19 protein-coding genes are annotated in these 17,409 nt (G+C 68.6%); 11 read left to right on the top strand and 8 right to left on the bottom strand.

Annotated elements, in window-relative coordinates:
• Positions 1 to 44: 44 nt before the first annotated feature.
• The gene (locus tag EAO78_RS04785; RefSeq protein WP_122104714.1) at positions 45 to 1,319 is read left to right on the top strand and encodes a DHH family phosphoesterase; all 1,275 of its coding nucleotides are present in this window, start codon (positions 45 to 47) and stop codon (positions 1,317 to 1,319) included.
• Positions 1,320 to 1,379: 60 nt separating this feature from the next.
• On the opposite strand, the gene EAO78_RS04790 is transcribed toward EAO78_RS04785, so the two are convergent.
• The 5 genes from EAO78_RS04790 to msrA all read right to left on the bottom strand — a co-directional run bounded on the left by EAO78_RS04790 (position 1,380) and on the right by msrA (position 5,569).
• Positions 1,380 to 2,294, bottom strand: a complete 915-nt coding sequence (locus tag EAO78_RS04790; RefSeq protein WP_122104715.1) for a DUF106 domain-containing protein — start codon at positions 2,292 to 2,294, stop codon at positions 1,380 to 1,382.
• A 76-nt stretch (positions 2,295 to 2,370) separates the two neighbouring features.
• Positions 2,371 to 2,994 (bottom strand): adenylate kinase, encoded by a 624-nt coding sequence (locus EAO78_RS04795; protein ID WP_122104716.1) that lies wholly within the window; start codon positions 2,992 to 2,994, stop codon positions 2,371 to 2,373.
• 163 nt (positions 2,995 to 3,157) lie between these two features.
• Positions 3,158 to 4,000, bottom strand: a complete 843-nt coding sequence (locus EAO78_RS04800) for an endonuclease V (RefSeq protein WP_122104717.1) — start codon at positions 3,998 to 4,000, stop codon at positions 3,158 to 3,160.
• Positions 4,001 to 4,954 carry a rhomboid family intramembrane serine protease gene (locus EAO78_RS04805; RefSeq protein ID WP_122104718.1) on the bottom strand — a complete coding sequence of 318 codons (954 nt, stop codon included), beginning with the start codon at positions 4,952 to 4,954 and terminating at the stop codon, positions 4,001 to 4,003.
• Positions 4,955 to 5,032: 78 nt separating this feature from the next.
• On the bottom strand, positions 5,033 to 5,569 hold the full coding sequence (gene msrA / locus EAO78_RS04810; protein ID WP_122104719.1) for a peptide-methionine (S)-S-oxide reductase MsrA: 537 nt from the start codon (positions 5,567 to 5,569) through the stop codon (positions 5,033 to 5,035).
• 113 nt (positions 5,570 to 5,682) lie between these two features.
• On the opposite strand from msrA, the gene ribH reads away from it, so the two are divergent.
• From ribH to EAO78_RS04840, 6 genes are all read left to right on the top strand, one after another.
• On the top strand, positions 5,683 to 6,087 hold the full coding sequence (ribH, locus tag EAO78_RS04815) for a 6,7-dimethyl-8-ribityllumazine synthase (protein WP_122104720.1): 405 nt from the start codon (positions 5,683 to 5,685) through the stop codon (positions 6,085 to 6,087).
• A 74-nt stretch (positions 6,088 to 6,161) separates the two neighbouring features.
• Positions 6,162 to 7,316, top strand: coding sequence for a pyridoxal phosphate-dependent aminotransferase (locus tag EAO78_RS04820; RefSeq protein WP_122104721.1), 1,155 nt, complete (start codon positions 6,162 to 6,164; stop codon positions 7,314 to 7,316).
• Positions 7,317 to 7,424: 108 nt separating this feature from the next.
• Positions 7,425 to 7,904: a universal stress protein gene (locus EAO78_RS04825; protein ID WP_122104722.1), complete on the top strand. Its 480-nt coding sequence runs from the start codon at positions 7,425 to 7,427 to the stop codon at positions 7,902 to 7,904.
• A gap of 122 nt (positions 7,905 to 8,026) precedes the next feature.
• Positions 8,027 to 8,338 (top strand): Asp-tRNA(Asn)/Glu-tRNA(Gln) amidotransferase subunit GatC, encoded by a 312-nt coding sequence (gene gatC, locus EAO78_RS04830; RefSeq protein WP_122104723.1) that lies wholly within the window; start codon positions 8,027 to 8,029, stop codon positions 8,336 to 8,338.
• Positions 8,339 to 9,649 (top strand): Asp-tRNA(Asn)/Glu-tRNA(Gln) amidotransferase subunit GatA, encoded by a 1,311-nt coding sequence (gene gatA / locus EAO78_RS04835; protein WP_122104724.1) that lies wholly within the window; start codon positions 8,339 to 8,341, stop codon positions 9,647 to 9,649. It begins immediately after the preceding gene.
• Positions 9,646 to 10,152 (top strand): DUF5797 family protein, encoded by a 507-nt coding sequence (locus EAO78_RS04840; RefSeq protein ID WP_122104725.1) that lies wholly within the window; start codon positions 9,646 to 9,648, stop codon positions 10,150 to 10,152. The genes gatA and EAO78_RS04840 overlap by 4 nt, the downstream gene beginning before the upstream one ends.
• 35 nt (positions 10,153 to 10,187) lie before the next feature.
• Here the strand turns inward: EAO78_RS04840 and EAO78_RS04845 are convergent, their stop codons facing one another.
• From EAO78_RS04845 to EAO78_RS04855, 3 genes are read right to left on the bottom strand one after another with little or no spacing between them, the layout of a single operon-like run.
• Positions 10,188 to 11,192 (bottom strand): metal ABC transporter permease, encoded by a 1,005-nt coding sequence (locus tag EAO78_RS04845; RefSeq protein ID WP_122104726.1) that lies wholly within the window; start codon positions 11,190 to 11,192, stop codon positions 10,188 to 10,190.
• Positions 11,189 to 12,070 (bottom strand): metal ABC transporter ATP-binding protein, encoded by an 882-nt coding sequence (locus tag EAO78_RS04850; protein ID WP_122104727.1) that lies wholly within the window; start codon positions 12,068 to 12,070, stop codon positions 11,189 to 11,191. The genes EAO78_RS04845 and EAO78_RS04850 overlap by 4 nt, the downstream gene beginning before the upstream one ends.
• Positions 12,071 to 12,074: 4 nt before the next feature.
• Entirely contained in the window at positions 12,075 to 13,142 is a 1,068-nt protein-coding gene (locus tag EAO78_RS04855) for a metal ABC transporter substrate-binding protein (RefSeq protein WP_122104728.1), read from the bottom strand.
• Positions 13,143 to 13,310: 168 nt separating this feature from the next.
• Here EAO78_RS04855 and EAO78_RS04860 point away from each other — a divergent pair, with 168 nt between their 5' ends.
• The 4 genes from EAO78_RS04860 to EAO78_RS04875 all read left to right on the top strand — a co-directional run bounded on the left by EAO78_RS04860 (position 13,311) and on the right by EAO78_RS04875 (position 17,383).
• Positions 13,311 to 13,556, top strand: coding sequence for a YhbY family RNA-binding protein (locus EAO78_RS04860; RefSeq protein ID WP_122104729.1), 246 nt, complete (start codon positions 13,311 to 13,313; stop codon positions 13,554 to 13,556).
• A complete protein-coding gene (locus EAO78_RS04865; protein WP_122104730.1) occupies positions 13,556 to 14,464 on the top strand; it encodes a mechanosensitive ion channel family protein in 909 nt (302 codons plus the stop codon). Before EAO78_RS04860 ends, EAO78_RS04865 begins: the two co-directional genes overlap by 1 nt.
• Positions 14,465 to 14,535: 71 nt before the next feature.
• On the top strand, positions 14,536 to 15,873 hold the full coding sequence (trkA, locus tag EAO78_RS04870; protein ID WP_122104831.1) for a Trk system potassium transporter TrkA: 1,338 nt from the start codon (positions 14,536 to 14,538) through the stop codon (positions 15,871 to 15,873).
• 1 nt (position 15,874) lies between these two features.
• Positions 15,875 to 17,383 carry a TrkH family potassium uptake protein gene (locus EAO78_RS04875; protein WP_122104731.1) on the top strand — a complete coding sequence of 503 codons (1,509 nt, stop codon included), beginning with the start codon at positions 15,875 to 15,877 and terminating at the stop codon, positions 17,381 to 17,383.
• Positions 17,384 to 17,409: the final 26 nt, after the last annotated feature.

A 17,409-nucleotide genomic window follows, 5' to 3' on the forward strand; every position in this document is an offset into this window, starting at 1 on the left:
TCGCGGAGCGGCGGAGTTTTCCCGCTGCCGCCCGGCCTGCGGGTATGGACGACGACCTCATCGACGAGACCGGGACCCCGCTGTCCCGATACACCAAACTCCCCGGGACGGGCTTTTTTTACCCCGATTCGCTCGACGACGAACGCGCGGAGCGGCGCGCCCGCGAGACGATCCAAGGCAGCGAGGCGGTCGTGATCGCCGACGGCGACGCCGACGGGCTCGCCTGCGCGGCGATGGTCCGCGAGGCGCACGACGCCGCCCTCGACGTAGCCGACTTCGAGTCCGTCATCGCGGATCGGATCGCCGACGAGGAGACGGGAGAGAAAGAAGAAACGGAAGACGAGGCGGCGACCGTCGATGACGGCGACGACGGTGACGACGGCGACGATCCGACTGCGAACGCCCACGCGGAGTCGCCGGTCGGGCTGATATCGACCGGGCCGTACTCGCTCGACACCGCCCTCGAGCGCGTCGTCGCGTACGCGGACGACGGGATCGACCTCTACGTCTGTGACCTCTGTCCCGACGAGTTCGAGCCGATCGAGGAGGCGCTGGACGCGCTCTCCGAGTCGTGCGCGTCGATCCGGTGGTTCGACCACCACCAGTGGGACGACGGGGTCGCGACCGCGGTCCGGGAGCGCGGCGTCGACCTCGTCGTCGGCGAGTCGGACGAGGAGTGTACCGCGGACGTGACGCTCCGCTCGCTCGACCACGACTTCGACGAGCGCTGGACCGACCTCGCGGCGGTGACCCGCGACCACGACCTCTGGATCAAGGAGGATCCGCGGTCCGACGACCTCGCGGACTACTCCTACTGGTCCGGCGGCGAGGAGTACGCGACCGTGATCGGCGCGTACGGCGCGGACCTCCCCGAGATCGTCCGCGAGTACGTCGAGACCCGCCGGGTCGAGAAGGCCGCTCGGATCGACGCCGCCGTCGACCGCGCGGCCACCCACGAGGTCGGCGACTGGCGCGTCGCGGTGACGTACGGACGGTGTTCACAGAACGAGGTGGCCGAGGCGCTTCGTGAACGCGGGGCCGACGCAGCCGTGATAGTCAAGCCCGCGGGGTCGGCGTCGATCCGGGGCTCCGAGGACTTCCGGCACGCTCACGAGGTCGCAGGGAAGGTGAACGGCGGCGGCCATCCGCAGGCTGCGGGGTGTAAACCCGACATCTACGACGACATGCTCGATTACGCCCACCACTGGACGACCGAGGGACAGGCGTGTAAACGCGTGATTCTCGCCGCCTTCGAGGCCGTCGCGGAGGCGGTCGAGGCGGGCGAAGTCGCCGAGGCCGTCGCTGACGACGATCAGTAGACGAGAGAAAACGACGGCAGGAACCAGCTCCGTTTCGGATCGGCTCCGACGACGCGCCGCCTACGACGAGGACGGCGACATCGAGATGTTCAGACTCTTCTGGACCAGCTGGGTGAACGCCATCGAACAGAGGAAGTACCAAACGATCCACATCTGGATGGGGCCGACGAGTCCGGCGTCCCAGGTGACCGTGCCCGCGAGCGGGACGACGAGCTCCTGGGCGGCGATCGCCGGATACGCGGCGTTGGACCCGCGATAGCCGATGACCCAGAACATCCAGAGGAACGCCGGAATGGTCAGGAACATGATCCACACCATCGGGCGGAACTGTTCTTTGAACATCCCGAGCTGGTCGCCCATCGCGTCCATCTGCTCCTGTTGGATCGCGTCGAGCGCCTCCTGGTCGTCCCGCTCTTTGGCGTCCTTTCGGCGCTCCTGGATCTCCTTCATGCGGTCCTGGTACTGGCTCATCTTCTCCATGTCCATCAGTCCCGCGCGCAACAGCGTGGAGTAGAGGCCGGTCCCCAACGCGATCACCATGATGATGACGTAGAATGGGACGATCTCGAGGAGCGGACCCAACACCAGGTCGATCGCGCCGGCGATGACGTTTCGAACCGGCGGGACCGCGTATCCGACGAACGCGCCGACCGTCGCCAGCGCCGCAAGCTTGTCCCACTTCGTCCACGAGGTGGTCTCCGGGGTTTCGGTGTCGCCGCCGCCACCGCTCCCGTCGTCGTCGTCGGTCAATCCGGCCTCGATCGCCTCGCGGTCGGCGAGCGCGAATCCGGTCTCGCCGTCGACGAGGACCTCCTTCTCGATGAGCCGTCCCCACTGTCCGCTGGTGATCTCGTCGCGGACCTCGACCCACTGGACCTCGCCGTCGGTGGCGTGATCCAGGACGGTTTCGATCGCGTCCCGCATCTCGCCGTCCTCCGAGACGAGCGAGCGGACGCGCCGTTCGACCTTACTCATTATCGAGCGGTTAGCGGTCGACGGTTAAGAACCTTGTAGGATCGTCGCCGCGAGACGGTCGCGACGACGGGACCGATCACGCCTCGACGACGTCTCTGATCCGATCGAAGACCCGATCCGGGGTCGCCTCGCCGTCGACCTCCTCGAGGACGCCCTCCTCGCGGAAGTGCTCGATCACGGGCTCCGTGTTCTCCTCGAACACCTCGAGCCGTTCGCGCGCGGTCTCCTCCGTGTCGTCCTCGCGCTGGACCAGTTCGCCGCCGCACTCGTCACAGACGCCGGCCTCCTCGGGCGGCTGGAAGTCGACGTGGTAGTTCGCGCCGCACTCATCACAGACGCGTCGACCGGTGAGCCGGTCGACGAGCACCTCGTGGTCGACCTCGAGGAGGACCACGGCGTCGAGGTCGGTGATCTCCGAGAGGTACTCCGCCTGATCGAGGTTCCGCGGGTAGCCGTCGAGCACGAAGCCGTCGGCGTTCTCCAGGGCCGTCTTCACGATCTCGTTGACGACCGGGTCGGGGACGAGATCGCCGGCCTCCATGAACGAGCGAGGCGTCCCGTACTCCGTCTCCATGTCCTTGTTCGCGCGGAGCGCGTCGCCGGTGGTGACGTGCTCGATCCCGTACTCGTCGGCGAGTTTCGCGCTCTGTGTCCCCTTGCCGGCGCCCGGCGCGCCCAAAAGCAGGATACGGTGGCTCATACCGGAGCGGTCATTCCGCGCACGTAAAGCCTTGAAGATCCGAATCGGCGGAAGACTCGGATCGACGTTGCGGATCGCGGTGATCCGCGTCGTGGCCGCCCCACGACGCGCCACCGACGGCGACGCTACCGGGCCACGATCGGTCGTGGACGGGTCCGACCGATCAGTCGTTCTCCCCGAGTCGGCGTTTCACCCGGTCCGCGTGCGCGTCCGCGAGTCGAGTCGGCTCCGGAAGCTTGTAGCCGGCACAAAGCGCGGCGACGAGGTCGACGGTCGTCCCCGCGGACACGCGGTGGCCCGGGCTCACGTACAGCGGATTCACGCGACGGCTGTTCGGGTACTGTCGCGACTGGTAGGCGTGACCGATGACGGTCCCCGGTTCGGCGGTGGTCACCGAGTCGGCGGCGCGGATCGGGGTTCGCCATCCCTCGGGTCGCTTCTCCACCGGCTCGTCCGGCTCGCCACACAGGAGGCTCTTCGCGACGCCGACGCTCGGCAGGTCACGGATCACGCCGACGTGGGTCGCGAGCCCGGCCTGCCGGTAGTGGATCCGACCGGACCCGTCACAGACGAGCAGGTCGGGAGTCACGGAGAGGTTCGCGAGCGCGGCGAGCATCGGCTCCCCCTCACGGAAGGCCAGGAGCCCCGGAACGTACGGGATCGAGAGCGGCGTGACCGCGTGCGCGTACTCGACCACCGTCCCGTCGCGGATCGCGACCGCGGCCGACACCGCCTCGTCGCGTTCGGATCGGAACGCCTGGTCGATCCCTACGACGACCGGCGCGTCGGGGTCGGCGGACGAGGCAGCAGCAGTTTCGTCCGCCGCGGGCGGCAGTCCCTCCGAGAGGTCGGCGGCCTCGTCGATCGCGACGTCGTCGGGAGCGAACCCGAGCTCGTCCGCGAACGTCGCTTCCGCCGCCAACTCGCGCTGGAGCGACTCCATCTCCTCGCGCGAGCGGTCCGGGTCGGGGAGGAACTCCGGGTGCGCGAGCGAGTTCGGCGGCATTCAGAACCGTCCGCCCGGGCCGCCGGGTCCGCCCGGACCGCCCGGTCCACGGACGCGACCGCCGCCCATCGAGACTCCGCCCGGGCCGCCCGCACGACCCGCGAGGTCGCGGTTCCGCGTGCCGAACGCGAGGCCGATCGCGAACCCGATCAGGTGGGCCACGTGGGCGATCCCGCCGACGCCGCCCGCACCCGTCGAGACGACGAGGAGCGCGGAGATCAGCGCCACACCCCACGTGAGGTACTTGAGCTTCATCGGGATCACGAAGAACAACAGGATCTCGAGGTTCGGCCGCCAGACCGTCAACACGCCGAGGATCGCGAACGTCGCGCCGCTGGCTCCGAGCACGCCCACGAGTCCGCCGGTCGCGAGCACGAACAGCACGTGGCCGAGCCCGGCGAGGATCCCCGCGAGGAGGAAGAAGCCGAGGAACTTCCGCGACCCCACCGCCCGTTCGACGAGCGGGCCGAAGAAGAACAGCACGATGCTGTTGCCGAGGATGTGGAACAGTCCGCCCCGCGAGTGCGAGAAGACGGAGGTGACCCACGTCCAGACGTTGCCGATCGCGTCCGACCGCAACACGAACATCTGGCTGTGGGCCGCCTCGCCGAGGGTGAGCGTCACCGCCCACTGTGCCACGAAGGTGAGCCACATGGCCGCGAGCAACACGTAGGTGGCGTTTCCGCGGAAGTAGCCGAGCAGGCCGCCGGTTCCGGCCTCGCGCTCGATCCGCCGTTTCACTCGGCCCGTGACGCCGGCGTCGTCGGCGCCGTTCCCGCCCTCGACGCCGTCGTCGAAGCCGCTGTCGAAGACGCCGCCGGGGTCGTTCCACTCCGCGAGTCCCGGACAGTCGTGGTTCTCCGGCAGACGGTGGTCGGCACAGAACGTCCGCCCACACCGTCGACACTGGTACGGGAGGTTCTCGTACTCCCCGCACTCGTCGCACGTCGCCATTACCGCCCCTTACGGCGGCGGTCCTAAAGCGGTTTGGCTCTCGGATCGAGTCGGACTCCGTCGTCGCGAACGTCCCTCTTACTCCGCGACCTTCGCCTCGAACTTCTCGCGGACCTTCTCGACCTTCGGTTGCGCGTGGAACGTACAGTAGGCGTCGTCCGGGTTCTTCGCGAAGTAGTCCTGGTGTTTCTCCTCGGCGCGGTGGAACGTCTCCAGCGGCTCGATCTCGGTCACGACCTCGTCGTCGTACTCCTCGTCGAGCGCCTCGACGTACGCCGCGGCCCGCTCGCGCTGCTCCTCGTCGTGCGCCAGAACGATCGACCGGTACTGGCTCCCCACGTCGGGTCCCTGCCGGTTCAGCTGTGTCGGGTCGTGGATCGTGAAGAACGCCTCCAGCAGGTCGTCGTAGGCGATGACCTCGGAGTCGTACTCGACCTGGACGACCTCCGCGTGGCCGGTCTCGCCCGAGCAGACCTCCCGATACGTCGGGTTCTCCGTGTGGCCCCCGGCGTACCCGGAGGTCACCGACTCCACGCCCGAGAGCTCCTCGAGCGCCGCCTCGACACACCAGAAGCAGCCGCCGCCGAACGTCGCCGTTTCGAGGTGTTCCGTCATGCGCCCACCTAGGGGCGCGAGCCTCTTAAACACCGTCCGAGGGAGCCCGTCAGAGCGTGCCGGTCCTCGTCGCCGAACGGTAGACCTTTGCCGTCCCCCCTCCGAGCCGTGGTATGGTCTCGCTGGGACTGGTGGTGGCGCGGTTCAACGGCTCCGTGACGGAGCCGATGGCCGAGGCCGCCCGGGAGGCGGCGGCCGAGCGCGACGCGGTCGTCGTCGACGAAGTGAGCGTGCCGGGCGCGTACGACAGCCCGCTCGCGGCCGATCGGCTGGCGCGGCGAGAGGACGTCGACGCGGTCGCCGTCGTCGGCGCGATCGTCACCGGCGACACCGACCACGACCGCGTCATCGCGAACGCGACCGCGGAGAAGCTCACGGAGGTGAGCCTCGACCGCGACACCCCCGTCACGTTCGGCGTGAGCGGTCCGGGGATGTCCGGGGCGGAGGCTCGCGAGCGGATAGACAAGGGCGCGGAGGCCGCTCGCGCCGCCATCGACCTCACGGAGGAGCTCGACTGACGAACTCCCACGGGTGACGGATCCCCACGATCGACGAAGCTCACGACCGAACGACACACGACCAACGGAACACAATGACCGACGCATACGACTACTCCGACCGGATCGGACGCGTAGAGCCCAGCGCGACGCTGGCGATATCGAACCTGGCCGCCGAGAAGGAGGCCGAAGGGGCGGACATCGTCGACCTCTCGGTGGGCGAACCCGACTTCGACACGCCCGAGAACGTCGTCGAGGCCGGCAAGGCGGCCCTCGACGCGGGGCATACGGGCTACACCTCCTCGAACGGGATCCCGCCGCTCCGCGAGGCGATCGCGGCGAAGCTCCGCGGCGACGGGATCGACGCGACCGCCGACGAGGTGGTCGTCACTCCCGGCGGCAAACAGGCGCTCTACGAGACGTTCCAGACGCTGATCGACGACGGGGACGAGGTGGTCCTGCTGGACCCCGCGTGGGTCTCCTACGAGGCGATGGCGAAGCTCGCCGGCGGCGACCTCTCCCGCGTCGACCTGGCTCCGCACGGTTTCCAGCTGGAGCCCGCCCTCGACGACCTCGCCGAGGCGGTCTCGGACGACACCGAACTCCTCGTCGTCAATTCCCCGTCGAACCCGACCGGCGCGGTGTTCTCGGAGGCCGCGCTCGAGGGCGTCCGCGACCTCGCGGTCGAACACGACCTCGCCGTGATCTCCGACGAGATCTACGAGCGGATCGTCTACGACGCGGACCACGTCTCGCTCGCGAGCCTCGACGGGATGGCCGACCGCACGGTGACGGTCAACGGCTTCTCGAAGGCGTACTCGATGACCGGCTGGCGGCTCGGCTACCTCCACGCGACCGAGGCGTTCGTCGGCCAGGCGGGCAAGCTCCACTCGCACTCCGTCTCGTGTGCGACCAACTTCGTCCAGCGTGCGGGCGTCGAGGCGCTCGAGAACACCGACGAGTCGGTCGAGGAGATGCGCGAGGCGTTCGCCGACCGCCGAGACCTGCTCGTCGACCTGTTCGACGAGCACGGCGTCGACGTCGACGTCGGCGACGGCGCGTTCTACATGATGATCCCGGTGGACGAGGACGACGCCGACTGGTGTGAGCGGGCCATCGAGCAGGCCTCAGTCGCGTGTGTTCCGGGTGGCGCGTTCAACGCGCCCGGATTCGCGCGGATCTCCTACGCCGCGAGCGAGGAGCGTCTGCGCGAAGCGGTCGACCGGCTCGTCGAGAACGACCTGCTCTGAGCGATCGGCTCCGACGGCCGGGTGGGCTCCATTCGGTCGGTCCCCGTTCACTTCGCTCCCGCCGGTGGGATTTTATATACCCGTGCGGATGGTTCCCCTGGTGACGACATGTACAAGCACATACTGTATCCCACGGACGGGAGTGCCGGCTCCGAGGCCGCGATAGCACACGTACGGGAGATCGCCGAGGCGTTCGACGCGACGGTTCACGTGTTACACGTCGTCGACACGCGCCAGTTCTCCCTCGGGATGAGCGGTAACTACATGTCCGGCCCGAAAGGGTACGGGAGGGATCGACCGTCGGAGGACGAACGGAAACGTGAACTCGAGGAACGCGCCACGCCGTTCGTCGAGGAGCTCGCGGGCGAGTTCGAGGGGATCGAAACGATACCCGCGGTTCGTGGAGGGAATCCCCATAAGGTCATCCTCGAGTACATCGACGAGAACGACATCGACCTCGTCGTGATGGGCACGGAGGGGCGCACCGGCGTCGAGCGCTACCTCCTCGGGAGCGTCTCCGAGAAGGTCGTCCGGCTGGCCGACCCGCCGGTGGTCACGGTTCGCGCCGACGCGGCCGACGACGAGTAACGGCCGGCGGCGGGTCGCTCGGTTCCGACGGGCGGGTCGTTCGAACCGACCTGCTCGACCGTTCGATCCCGGCCGGTCGGCCGTTCCGAAACCCTTACTCCCGGTCCGTCGTACCTCCCGGTATGACAGACACGTCGGATCCGGACGGCTCGGGCGGGGACGACCCCGCCGTCGACGTCGCCGAAGTGGAGCACGTCGCGGAGCTGGCCCGCGTCCGCCTTGCGGAGGGTGAAACGGCGGCGTTCGCCGACCAGTTCGCGGAGATCCTCGAGTACTTCGAGGCGCTCGACGAGGTGCCCGACCTCGACCGTGAGGAGGACCTCGTCAACGTGATGCGCGAAGACGAGATCGAGGAGGGACTCACACAGGAGGAGGCGCTCTCGAACGCCGCGGAGACGGAGGACGGCTTCTTCAAGGGGCCGAAGGTGTCGTAGATGGCGGCCGACTACAACCTGTTCATCACCGAGGAGACGATCGAGGGCGATCCCGACACCTCGGGGCCGCTCGCGGGCGCGACCGTCGCGGTCAAGGACAACATCTCCACCGCGGGCGTCCGGACGACCTGCGGCTCGGAGATGCTCGCCGACTACGTCCCGCCGTACTCCGCGACCGTCGTCGAGCGGCTGACCGACGCGGGCGCGACGGTCGTCGGGAAGACCAACATGGACGAGTTCGGGATGGGAACCACCACGGAGACCTCCGCGTTCGGTCCGACGCGGAACCCCGTCGACCCCGAACGCGTACCGGGAGGCTCGTCGGGCGGGTCCGCGGCAGCGGTCGCCGCGGGCGAGGCCGACGTGGCGCTCGGATCGGACACGGGCGGCTCCGTGCGTTGCCCGGCCGCGTTCTGTGGCGTCGTCGGGATCAAGCCCACCTACGGGCTCGTCTCGCGGTACGGTCTCGTCGCGTACGCCAACTCGCTCGAGCAGATCGGCCCGATCGCGGGCACCGTCGAGAGGGCCGCCGAGGCGCTCGACGTCATCGCCGGCCCCGACCCGAACGACGGGACGACCCGCGATCCGCGCGAGGTCGAGGGTGTGAACCCGGGCGTTCCCGAGGGCGGATACGCCGCGGCCGCCGACGGCGACGTGGACGGACTGACCGTGGGCGTGCCGACGGAGCTGTTCGACGGGGCCGACGAGCGCGTGGTCGAGACGGTCGAGGCCGCGATCGCCGACCTCGAGGCGCAGGGCGCGGAGACGACCGAGATCTCCCTCCCCTCCGTCGAGCACGCGGTCCAGGCGTACTACGTGATCGCCACGAGCGAGGCCTCCTCGAACCTCGCGCGGTTCGACGGGGTGCGGTACGGCCACCGCGCCGACTCCGAGGGCAACTGGAACGAGTCGTTCGCCGAGACCCGCGAGGCGTTCGGCGCGGAGGTCAAACGGCGGATCCTGCTCGGGACCTACGCGCTCTCGGCGGGATACCACGACAAGTACTATCGGAAGGCCCAGGACGCCCGCGAGTGGGTTCGACGGGACTTCGACGACGCCTTCGCCGACGTGGACGTGATCGCGTCGCCGACGATGCCCGTGCTCCCCTTCGAGCTGGGCGAGAGCCTCGACGACCCGCTCCGGATGTACCTCGCGGACGCGAACACGACGCCCGTCAACCTCGCGAACCTGCCGGCGATCTCGGTGCCCGCGGGCGAGGCCGACGGGCTCCCGGTCGGCCTCCAACTCGTCGGCCCGAAGTTCGACGAGGCGACCGTGATCCGCGCGGCGAGCGCGGTCGAGGACCGATGAGCCTGACCGACGAGGAACTGGACCGCCTCGCGGACGTGGTGCGGCTCCAGCCGACGAAGAACTCCGAGCTGGAGGAGGCCTGGGGCGTCGACGGCGGCAGCGAGGTCCACCGCTACCTCGAGAACCACCTCAAGGACTACTACTACCGCGACGACGACAGCCTGATCCGGGCGACCGCGGAGGCGAACGACCTCGTCGACGTCGAGCCCGGCATCGAGGCGGACGCGGTCGCGAAGGGAGCCGCCCCCGACACGATCCGCGTCCCCGAGCTCGAAGCCCGTGTGTTCGCGGTCGTCGCCGGCCCGGACGAGCGCTCGCAGTCGGTCGTGAGCGTCCTCGAGGAACTCCGGGAGACCTACGACATCGACCCCGACGTGGGGGAGGTCCGTCGTGCGCTCCGGAGCCTGGAGCGGAAGAACGTCGTCGAGGTGGTCTACCGGACGGTGCCGACGTTCCGGCTCGCGGTCGAGCGGGACGCGGTCACGGTGGAAGTCACCGAGTAGCGCCCCCGAGCGGCGGTCACTCCGCCGGATCCGGCTCAGTCCTCCGCCGATCCGCCGGCCGTGGCGTCCATCCCTCCCGTGACCGCGCCGGACTCCTCAACTACGTCCCGCCGCGACTGGAGTTTCCCGGCCAACACCATGCCGACGTAGACCGCGACGGCGACGAGGACGATCGTGCCGCCGGCGGTCGCCTCGTACCGGTACGACAGCGTGATACCGACTATCACGGCGATCTCCGCGAGAACCACGGACGCGAGGAGCGCCTCGCGGAAGCCGCGGGCGACCTGGGCGGCCGCGGCGACGGGCACGACGAGCATCGCGGCGACCAGAATCACGCCCATGATCTGCATCGCACCGACGACGACCATCGCGGTCAGGGTCGTCATGAGGCGGTTGTACCAGGGGACGTTCAGGCCGGCGACGCGGGCCGCGGTCTCGTCGAAGGTGACGTACAACAGCTGCTTGTAGGTGACCGTCACCACGATCGAGACGACGAGAAAGAGCACGACGAGAAGCGCCGCGTTCTCCCGTGAGACCGTCGCGAGGTTGCCGAACAGGTACTGGTTGATCCCGACGGCGAGCCCGCCGGTGTTCAGACTGATGAGGACCGCCCCGAGCGCGAACCCCGTCGAGAGCACGATCGCCATCGAGACGTCGTTGTACGCGTCTGTGATCTCCGAGATCAGCTCGATGGCGAGCGCGGCGAGCATCGCGACGACGACCGCCGTGACGTACGGGGATATCCCCGTGCCGAGAAGCGAGTTGACGAACAGCCCGACCGCGACGCCCGCGAAGGCGGTGTGTGCCAGCGCGTCGCCGATGAGCGCCATCTGTCGGTGGACGAGGAACGTCCCCACGAGCGGAGCCATGACCGCGATCAGCCCCCCGACGAGGAACGCGTGGTGCATGAAGACGTAGTCGAGCATTCCGATCCCGAACGCGTCGCCGACCGCGGCCAGGGCGTCGCTCCACAGCCCGATCAGCCACGCGAGGAGGTCGTACGGAGCCCGGACCGCGTCGCCGATGAGGGGGGCGGTCATCTCCCGTCACCTCCGTTTCTCCCATCGAGATCTCCCTTCCTCCCGTCGGGGTCTCCCTTCCTCCCGTCGGGGTCTCCCTTCCTCCCGCCGAGGTTCGTCCCGTACGCCCGGTCGAGGGCGTCGCTCTCGGCGAAGGCCGTCGGCGATCCGTCGAAGTACACCTCGCGGTTGAGACAGATCACTCGCGAGGCGTGCTCGAGGACGGCACCGATGTCGTGTTCGACGAGGAGTATCGTCATCCCCTCATCGTTGAGGTCGGAGAGCAGCTCGAAGAAGGCGTCCACCGACTCGGCGTCGACGCCGACCGTCGGCTCGTCCAAGACGAGGAGTTCGGCCTCGCCGGCGAGCGCCCGCGCGATGTACGCCCGCTGGCGCTGTCCCCCGGAGAGGGCCGTTATCTTCCGATCGGCGAGTCTCTCCATCCCCACCGTCCGGAGCGCCTCGCGGACGCGTTCGCGGTCCGACTGGGTCACCCGGCCGAACCCGGCGTGGGGGAACCGTCCCATCAACACGACCTCCGCGACCGTGATGGGCATCCGCTTCGTGTTCTCGGTCACGTCCTGTGCGACGTAGCCGACGCGTTCGCGCTCCGCGAACGCGAGCGAGGGGTGACCGAGCAGCCGGCAGCTCCCGGCGTCGGGCTCGTGGAGGCCTAAGGCGAGCCGCAACAGCGTGCTCTTGCCGGAGCCGTTCGGACCGATGACCCCGACGTAGTCGCCGCGGTCGACGCCGAACGAGACGTCCTCGACCACGGGTGCCGCGGCGTATCCGAACGTGAGATCGACGACGTCGACGACGCGGTCGGCCTCCCCGTTCTCGCCCGACCGGTTCGTTTCGACCGCGTCGACGCCGATCGATGGGATCCCTTCGAACGACATGGTATCAGGGCTCGAAGTTCCGGCCGTAGTCGACGAAGCTCACGTCCTCGGGCGAGTCGACGCCGAGGAGGATCCGGAACGTCCGCGCGTTGACCTCGCGGGCGATGTCGAAGTATCCCCAGCCGCGCTCGGCCCACGACTCCGCGGTCCCGGCGTACGGGGTCACGGGGTAGTACGCCTCCACGTCGGTCTGTTCGAGCAACTGCCTCGCCGAGCGGATCGGCTCGAAGACCGCCGCCCCGATGTGTCGGATGTCGTTCTCGGCGATCGTCTCCTGGGCCCGGCGCATGTCCGCGGGGCGAACGTCGCCGTTGGCCGCGAGGTTCACCACGAGCGGCTCGATGGTGGTCGCATACCGGTCGGAGAGGTAGCCGAACGCGTTGTGCGCGGCGAGGAAGACCACGTCGCGCTCCGCCTCCGCGAACAGCGTCTCCCAGTCCGCGTCGACCCCGTCGAGTTCGGCCTCGAGGGCCGCCGCGTTCTCACGGATCACCTCCTCGGCGTCCGGAGCGACGTCCGTCAGCCCGCTCGCGAGGTTCTCGACCGAGCGTTTCGCGCGCTGTGGGTCGAGCCAGAAGTGCGGATCCTTCGCGCCCTCGACCGCCTCGTCCTCGGTGAGCCCCTCGCCGAGATCGATCAGGTCGATCCCCTCCCGGCTGTTTATCAGGACCGTCTCGGTCGACTCGGACGCGAGCGCGTCGATCGCGCGGTCGGCCCACGGCTGGAAGTCGGGGCCGACGTGGATGAAGGCGTCCGCGTCGGTGATCCGCCGCTGTATCGACGGGTCCGGCTCCCACCCGTGGCCGTGGAGGCCCGTCGGGACCAGGTTCTCGACGGTCACGCCCGTTCCCTCCGCCAGCCGCCGTCCGAAGTCGTAGAACGTGAAGAACGACGCGACGACCGTGGGTCCGTCGTCGTTCCCGTCGTCACCGTTCCCGTCGGCACCCGGTGTCGCCGATCCTCCCAGACAGCCGGCGACCCCGCCCGCGAGGCTCCCGGCACCGAGGGCGAGGACTCGACGCCGCGAGACCCCCGTGTCGTTTCGTTCCGTCCCGTCTCCATCGACGCTCATTGGCTTCCCGTCCGCCCGGGAGACGCATAGTCTTTGCGTATCTAATGAAAAGATTAGACACGTCTAATTATGGTGGGCCGGCGGGAGCACTGGAGAGAGCGCCGGCCCGTGAAGACCCCGGCGGGCGCGAACCTCAAGCTTCAATGCGGGCGAGCGAGTGAATCGGGTATGACCGACCAACAGCTCCGCAAGGAGGCACACGACCTCGACGTCACCGTCTGGGTCGGGAAGAGCGGTGTCGAGGCCGTCGTCGACGAGCTGTCCGACCAGCTCGACGACCGGAAACTGGTGAAAGCGAAGTTCCTCCGGGCCGCCCGCGGCGGGACCTCGACCGAGGAGCTCGCCGACGAACTCGCGGAGACGGTCGGGGCCGACCTGATCGAGACGCGCGGGAACACGGCGGTGTTCCACTGATGACGGCGGTCGCGACGGCGACGGGCACCGATCCTGCCCCGACGGCACCCGTCAGCGACCTTCTGGAACCGTATCTCGGCCCGTTCGCCGGCGTCGTCGTCTCCGCGGCGATATTCCTCGTCGTTCTCGCGGGCGTGTACGTGCTCAACAAGGCAGTGTTCTCCCCGCTCGTCGGACGGCTGTTCGACCGGCAGGGACTCGACGAGCACGCGCGCCGGCCGCTCCAGAAGATCGCGACCTTCCTCGTGCTCTTCGCGGGCGTCACGGTCGCGTTCGGCGCGGCCGGCTACCAGGGCTTCCTCCGGTCGCTGGCGACGATCGCCGCCGCTGCCACGCTCGCGGTCGGGTTCGCGCTCCAGGACGTGATCAAGAACTTCGTCGCGGGCGTGTTCATCTACACGGACAAGCCGTTCCGCATCGGCGACTGGATCGAGTGGAAGGACAACTCGGGGGTCGTCGAGGACATCTCGTTCCGGGTCACCCGTGTGCGAACCTTCGACAACGAGCTGCTCACGGTGCCGAACCACGCCCTGACCAGCGACGTGGTCAAGAACCCCGTCGCGAAGAAGACGCTGCGGCTGAAGTTCGTCTTCGGGATCGACTACGGCGACGACGTCGACCGCGCGACGGAGATCATCGTCGAGGAGGCCGAGCGCAGCGAGGCGATCCTCGACGACCCCGCCCCCTCGGTGCGGCTGACGGAGCTCGCCGACTCGTACGTCGGGCTCCAGGCGCGGATCTGGATCGACGACCCCTCGCGGGCGGACTTCGTGAAGGCCCGCGCCGACTACGTGAAGGCGGTCAAAGCGCGGTTCGACGAGGAGGACATCACGATCCCGTTCCCCCAGCGGACCGTCTCCGGGCGCGACGCGTGGTCGGAACCGACGGCGTTCGCCGGGGAGTCGTAGCCGGCGTCGACCGGGCACGGCCCCCACCCGCGATGGAAATCCACTTGTAACTCCGCCGAATGGGTGCGTCCATGCACGTGGTCATCGTCGGTGCCGGCGAGGTCGGCACGAGCATCGCCGCGAGCCTCGCGCCGGACCACGAGGTCGTCGTCGTCGACGTCGACCCCGACCGCGCCGAACAGCTCAAGTACGAACTCGACGTGCTCACGATCGCCGGCGACGGGACCACGTCCGGGATACAGACGGCCGCGGAGGTCGAGCGCGCGGACATGGTCATCGCCTGTACCGACGACGACCGGACCAACCTCGTGACCTGTGGGACCGCGAAGACGCTCGGCGACGGCTTCACCATCGCCCGCGTGAAGAGCACCGAGTACCTCCGGACGTGGGAGGGCAACGAGGGCGCGTTCGGCGTCGACTTCATGGTGTGTACGGACCTGTTGACCGCCGAGAACATCGTCCGAGTCATCGGACTCCCCGCGGCGATCGACGTCGACCCGTTCGCGAGCGGGCTCGTCCAGATGGCGGAGTTCGAGATCGCCGCCGAGAGCCCGGTGGCCGGACAGACGGTGTCCGAGGCCGACCGGTTCGAGTCGCTGACGTTCGTCGGGATCTTCCGTAACGGCGAGATGATCATCCCGCGCGGTGACACCGACATCGGAGCCGGCGACCGCGCCGTGGTGATCGGCAGCCCCGAGAGCGTCCAGTCGTTCGCCAACGACGTCGCGCCGGACGCCACGCCCGGCCGCGCCGACGAGATAGTGATCGTCGGGGGCAGCGAGATCGGCTACCAGACCGCCCGGCTGCTCGAGGAGCGCGACTTCAAGCCGCGACTGATAGAGCGGGACTCGGAACGCGCTCGGACGCTCGCGGAGGACCTCCCGAACACCGTCGTGATGGAACACGACGCGACCGACACCTCCTTTCTCTCGCGGGAGCACGTCGACGAGGCCGACATCGTCGTCACCGCGCTCCGGTCGGACGAGAAGAACCTCCTCGTCTCCGTGCTCGCCAAGCGGCTCGGCGTCGACCGCGTGATCGCGGTCGTCGACAGCGCCGACTACGTGACCGTCTTCGAGGAGATCGGCATCGACATCGCGATCAACCCGCGGACCGTGACCGCCGAGGAGATCACCCGGTTCACCTACGAGAGCATCGCCGAGAACATCGCCGTTCTCGAGAACGACCAGGCGGAGGTGCTCGAGCTCGAGCTCACCGAGGGCTGCCGCCTCGTCGGCCGGCCGATCGCGGAGCTCGTCGACGAGATCGACGTCCGGTTCGTCATCGGCGCGATCACCCGGAACCACGCGCTCGTCACTCCCAGAGGAAACACCGTGCTCGAACCGGGCGATCACGTCATCCTGCTCGTGGACGCGGACTCCGTGAGCGAGATCGCGTCGATGGCCTGAGATGTTCTCGGAGACACGGATACGCGTCGGCTGGCGGGCGAGCGTTGAGCTCGTCGGCGACGTCCTCACGTACCTCGCCGTCCCGCTCACGTTTCCCTTCCTGGTTTCGCTCTACTATCGCGAGTCGCCGCTTCCCTTCCTCGTCGCCATCGGCGTCACCCTCGCGCTCGGGGCCGGGTTCCGGCAGTTCGCGGACCCCGAGGAGGACCTCGGACCGCGGGAGGCGTTCCTCGCGGTGGCGCTGATCTGGTTTCTCGTCGCCGCCGTGGGCGCGATCCCGTTCGTCGTCGCCGGCGTCGGGACGATCGCCCATCCCGTCAACGCGATGTTCGAGGCGATGAGCGGGCTGACGACGACGGGCGCGACCGTCCTCCGCGACTTCTCCCTCCACTCCCGGTCGGTGCTGATGTGGCGGCAGGTGATCCAGTGGCTCGGCGGACTCGGGATCCTGATCCTCGCGACGGCGGTGCTCTCGGAGATCGGGGTCGGCGGCGCACAGCTGATGGAGTCGGAGTCACAGACGCAGGACGTCAACAAGCTCACCCCGAAGATCTCGGCGACCGCCCGGCTCATCTGGGGGCTGTACTTGGGCCTCACCGGGCTGGCAGTCGCGACCTACTTCCTCCTCGGGCTCGCGTTCGACCCGCGGATGGACCTCTACAACGCGGTCGCACACGCCTTCACCTCCGTCGCGACCGCCGGTTTCTCCCCCGAACCGCTCTCGGTCGGCGCGTTCCACCCGGTCATCCAGTGGGCGGTCGTCCCGTTCATGGTGGTCGGGTCGACGAGCTTCGTCCTGTTGTACTTCTTTATCAACGGCGAGCCGATGCGGCTCCTCCGCAACGAGGAGTTCCACTTCTATCTGGGTGCTCTCGTGACCTTCTCCTCGGTCGTCGCCCTCTCGCTCTTCTTCGACCCGGGGACGACGTTCGGGGTCGAGGAGACGATCCGGCACGCCGTCTTCAACGTCGCCTCCATCGTGACCACGACGGGGTACGCCAGCACCGACTACGTCCAGTGGGCCCCCGCGGCCAAGCACATGCTGTTCGCGTGTATGTTCGTCGGCGGGATGGTGGGGTCGACGACGTGTTCGATCAAGTCGCTGCGGTGGCTCGTCGCGCTGAAGGCGTTCCGACGGGACCTCTACACCGCGATCCACCCCGAGGCGGTCCGTCCGGTCCGGATCACGGGAAGATCCGTCGACGAGGAGGTCATCCGCGACATCTACGGCTACCTCCTCCTCAGCATCGTGATCTTCTTCCTGCTCACCGTCGTGATCGTCGTCGACGCCGAGCGCGCCGACCTGCGCGTCACCGAGTTCGAGGCGATGGGCGCGGCCGCGACGACCTTCCTCAACATCGGTCCCGCCTTCGGCGAGGCCGGCCCCTACGGGACGTTCGCCTCCTTCTCGATGACGACCCGTGCCGTGATGGTGGTCCTGATGTGGATCGGCCGGATCGAGATCATCCCCGTGCTCGTGTTGTTCACGCGGGCGTTCTGGACGTCGTAGGTCGCCGTCGTCGAGGATGCGGAACA

This window comes from Halobellus captivus (genome assembly GCF_003697845.1).
GTDB lineage: Archaea > Halobacteriota > Halobacteria > Halobacteriales > Haloferacaceae > Halorubrum > Halorubrum glutamatedens.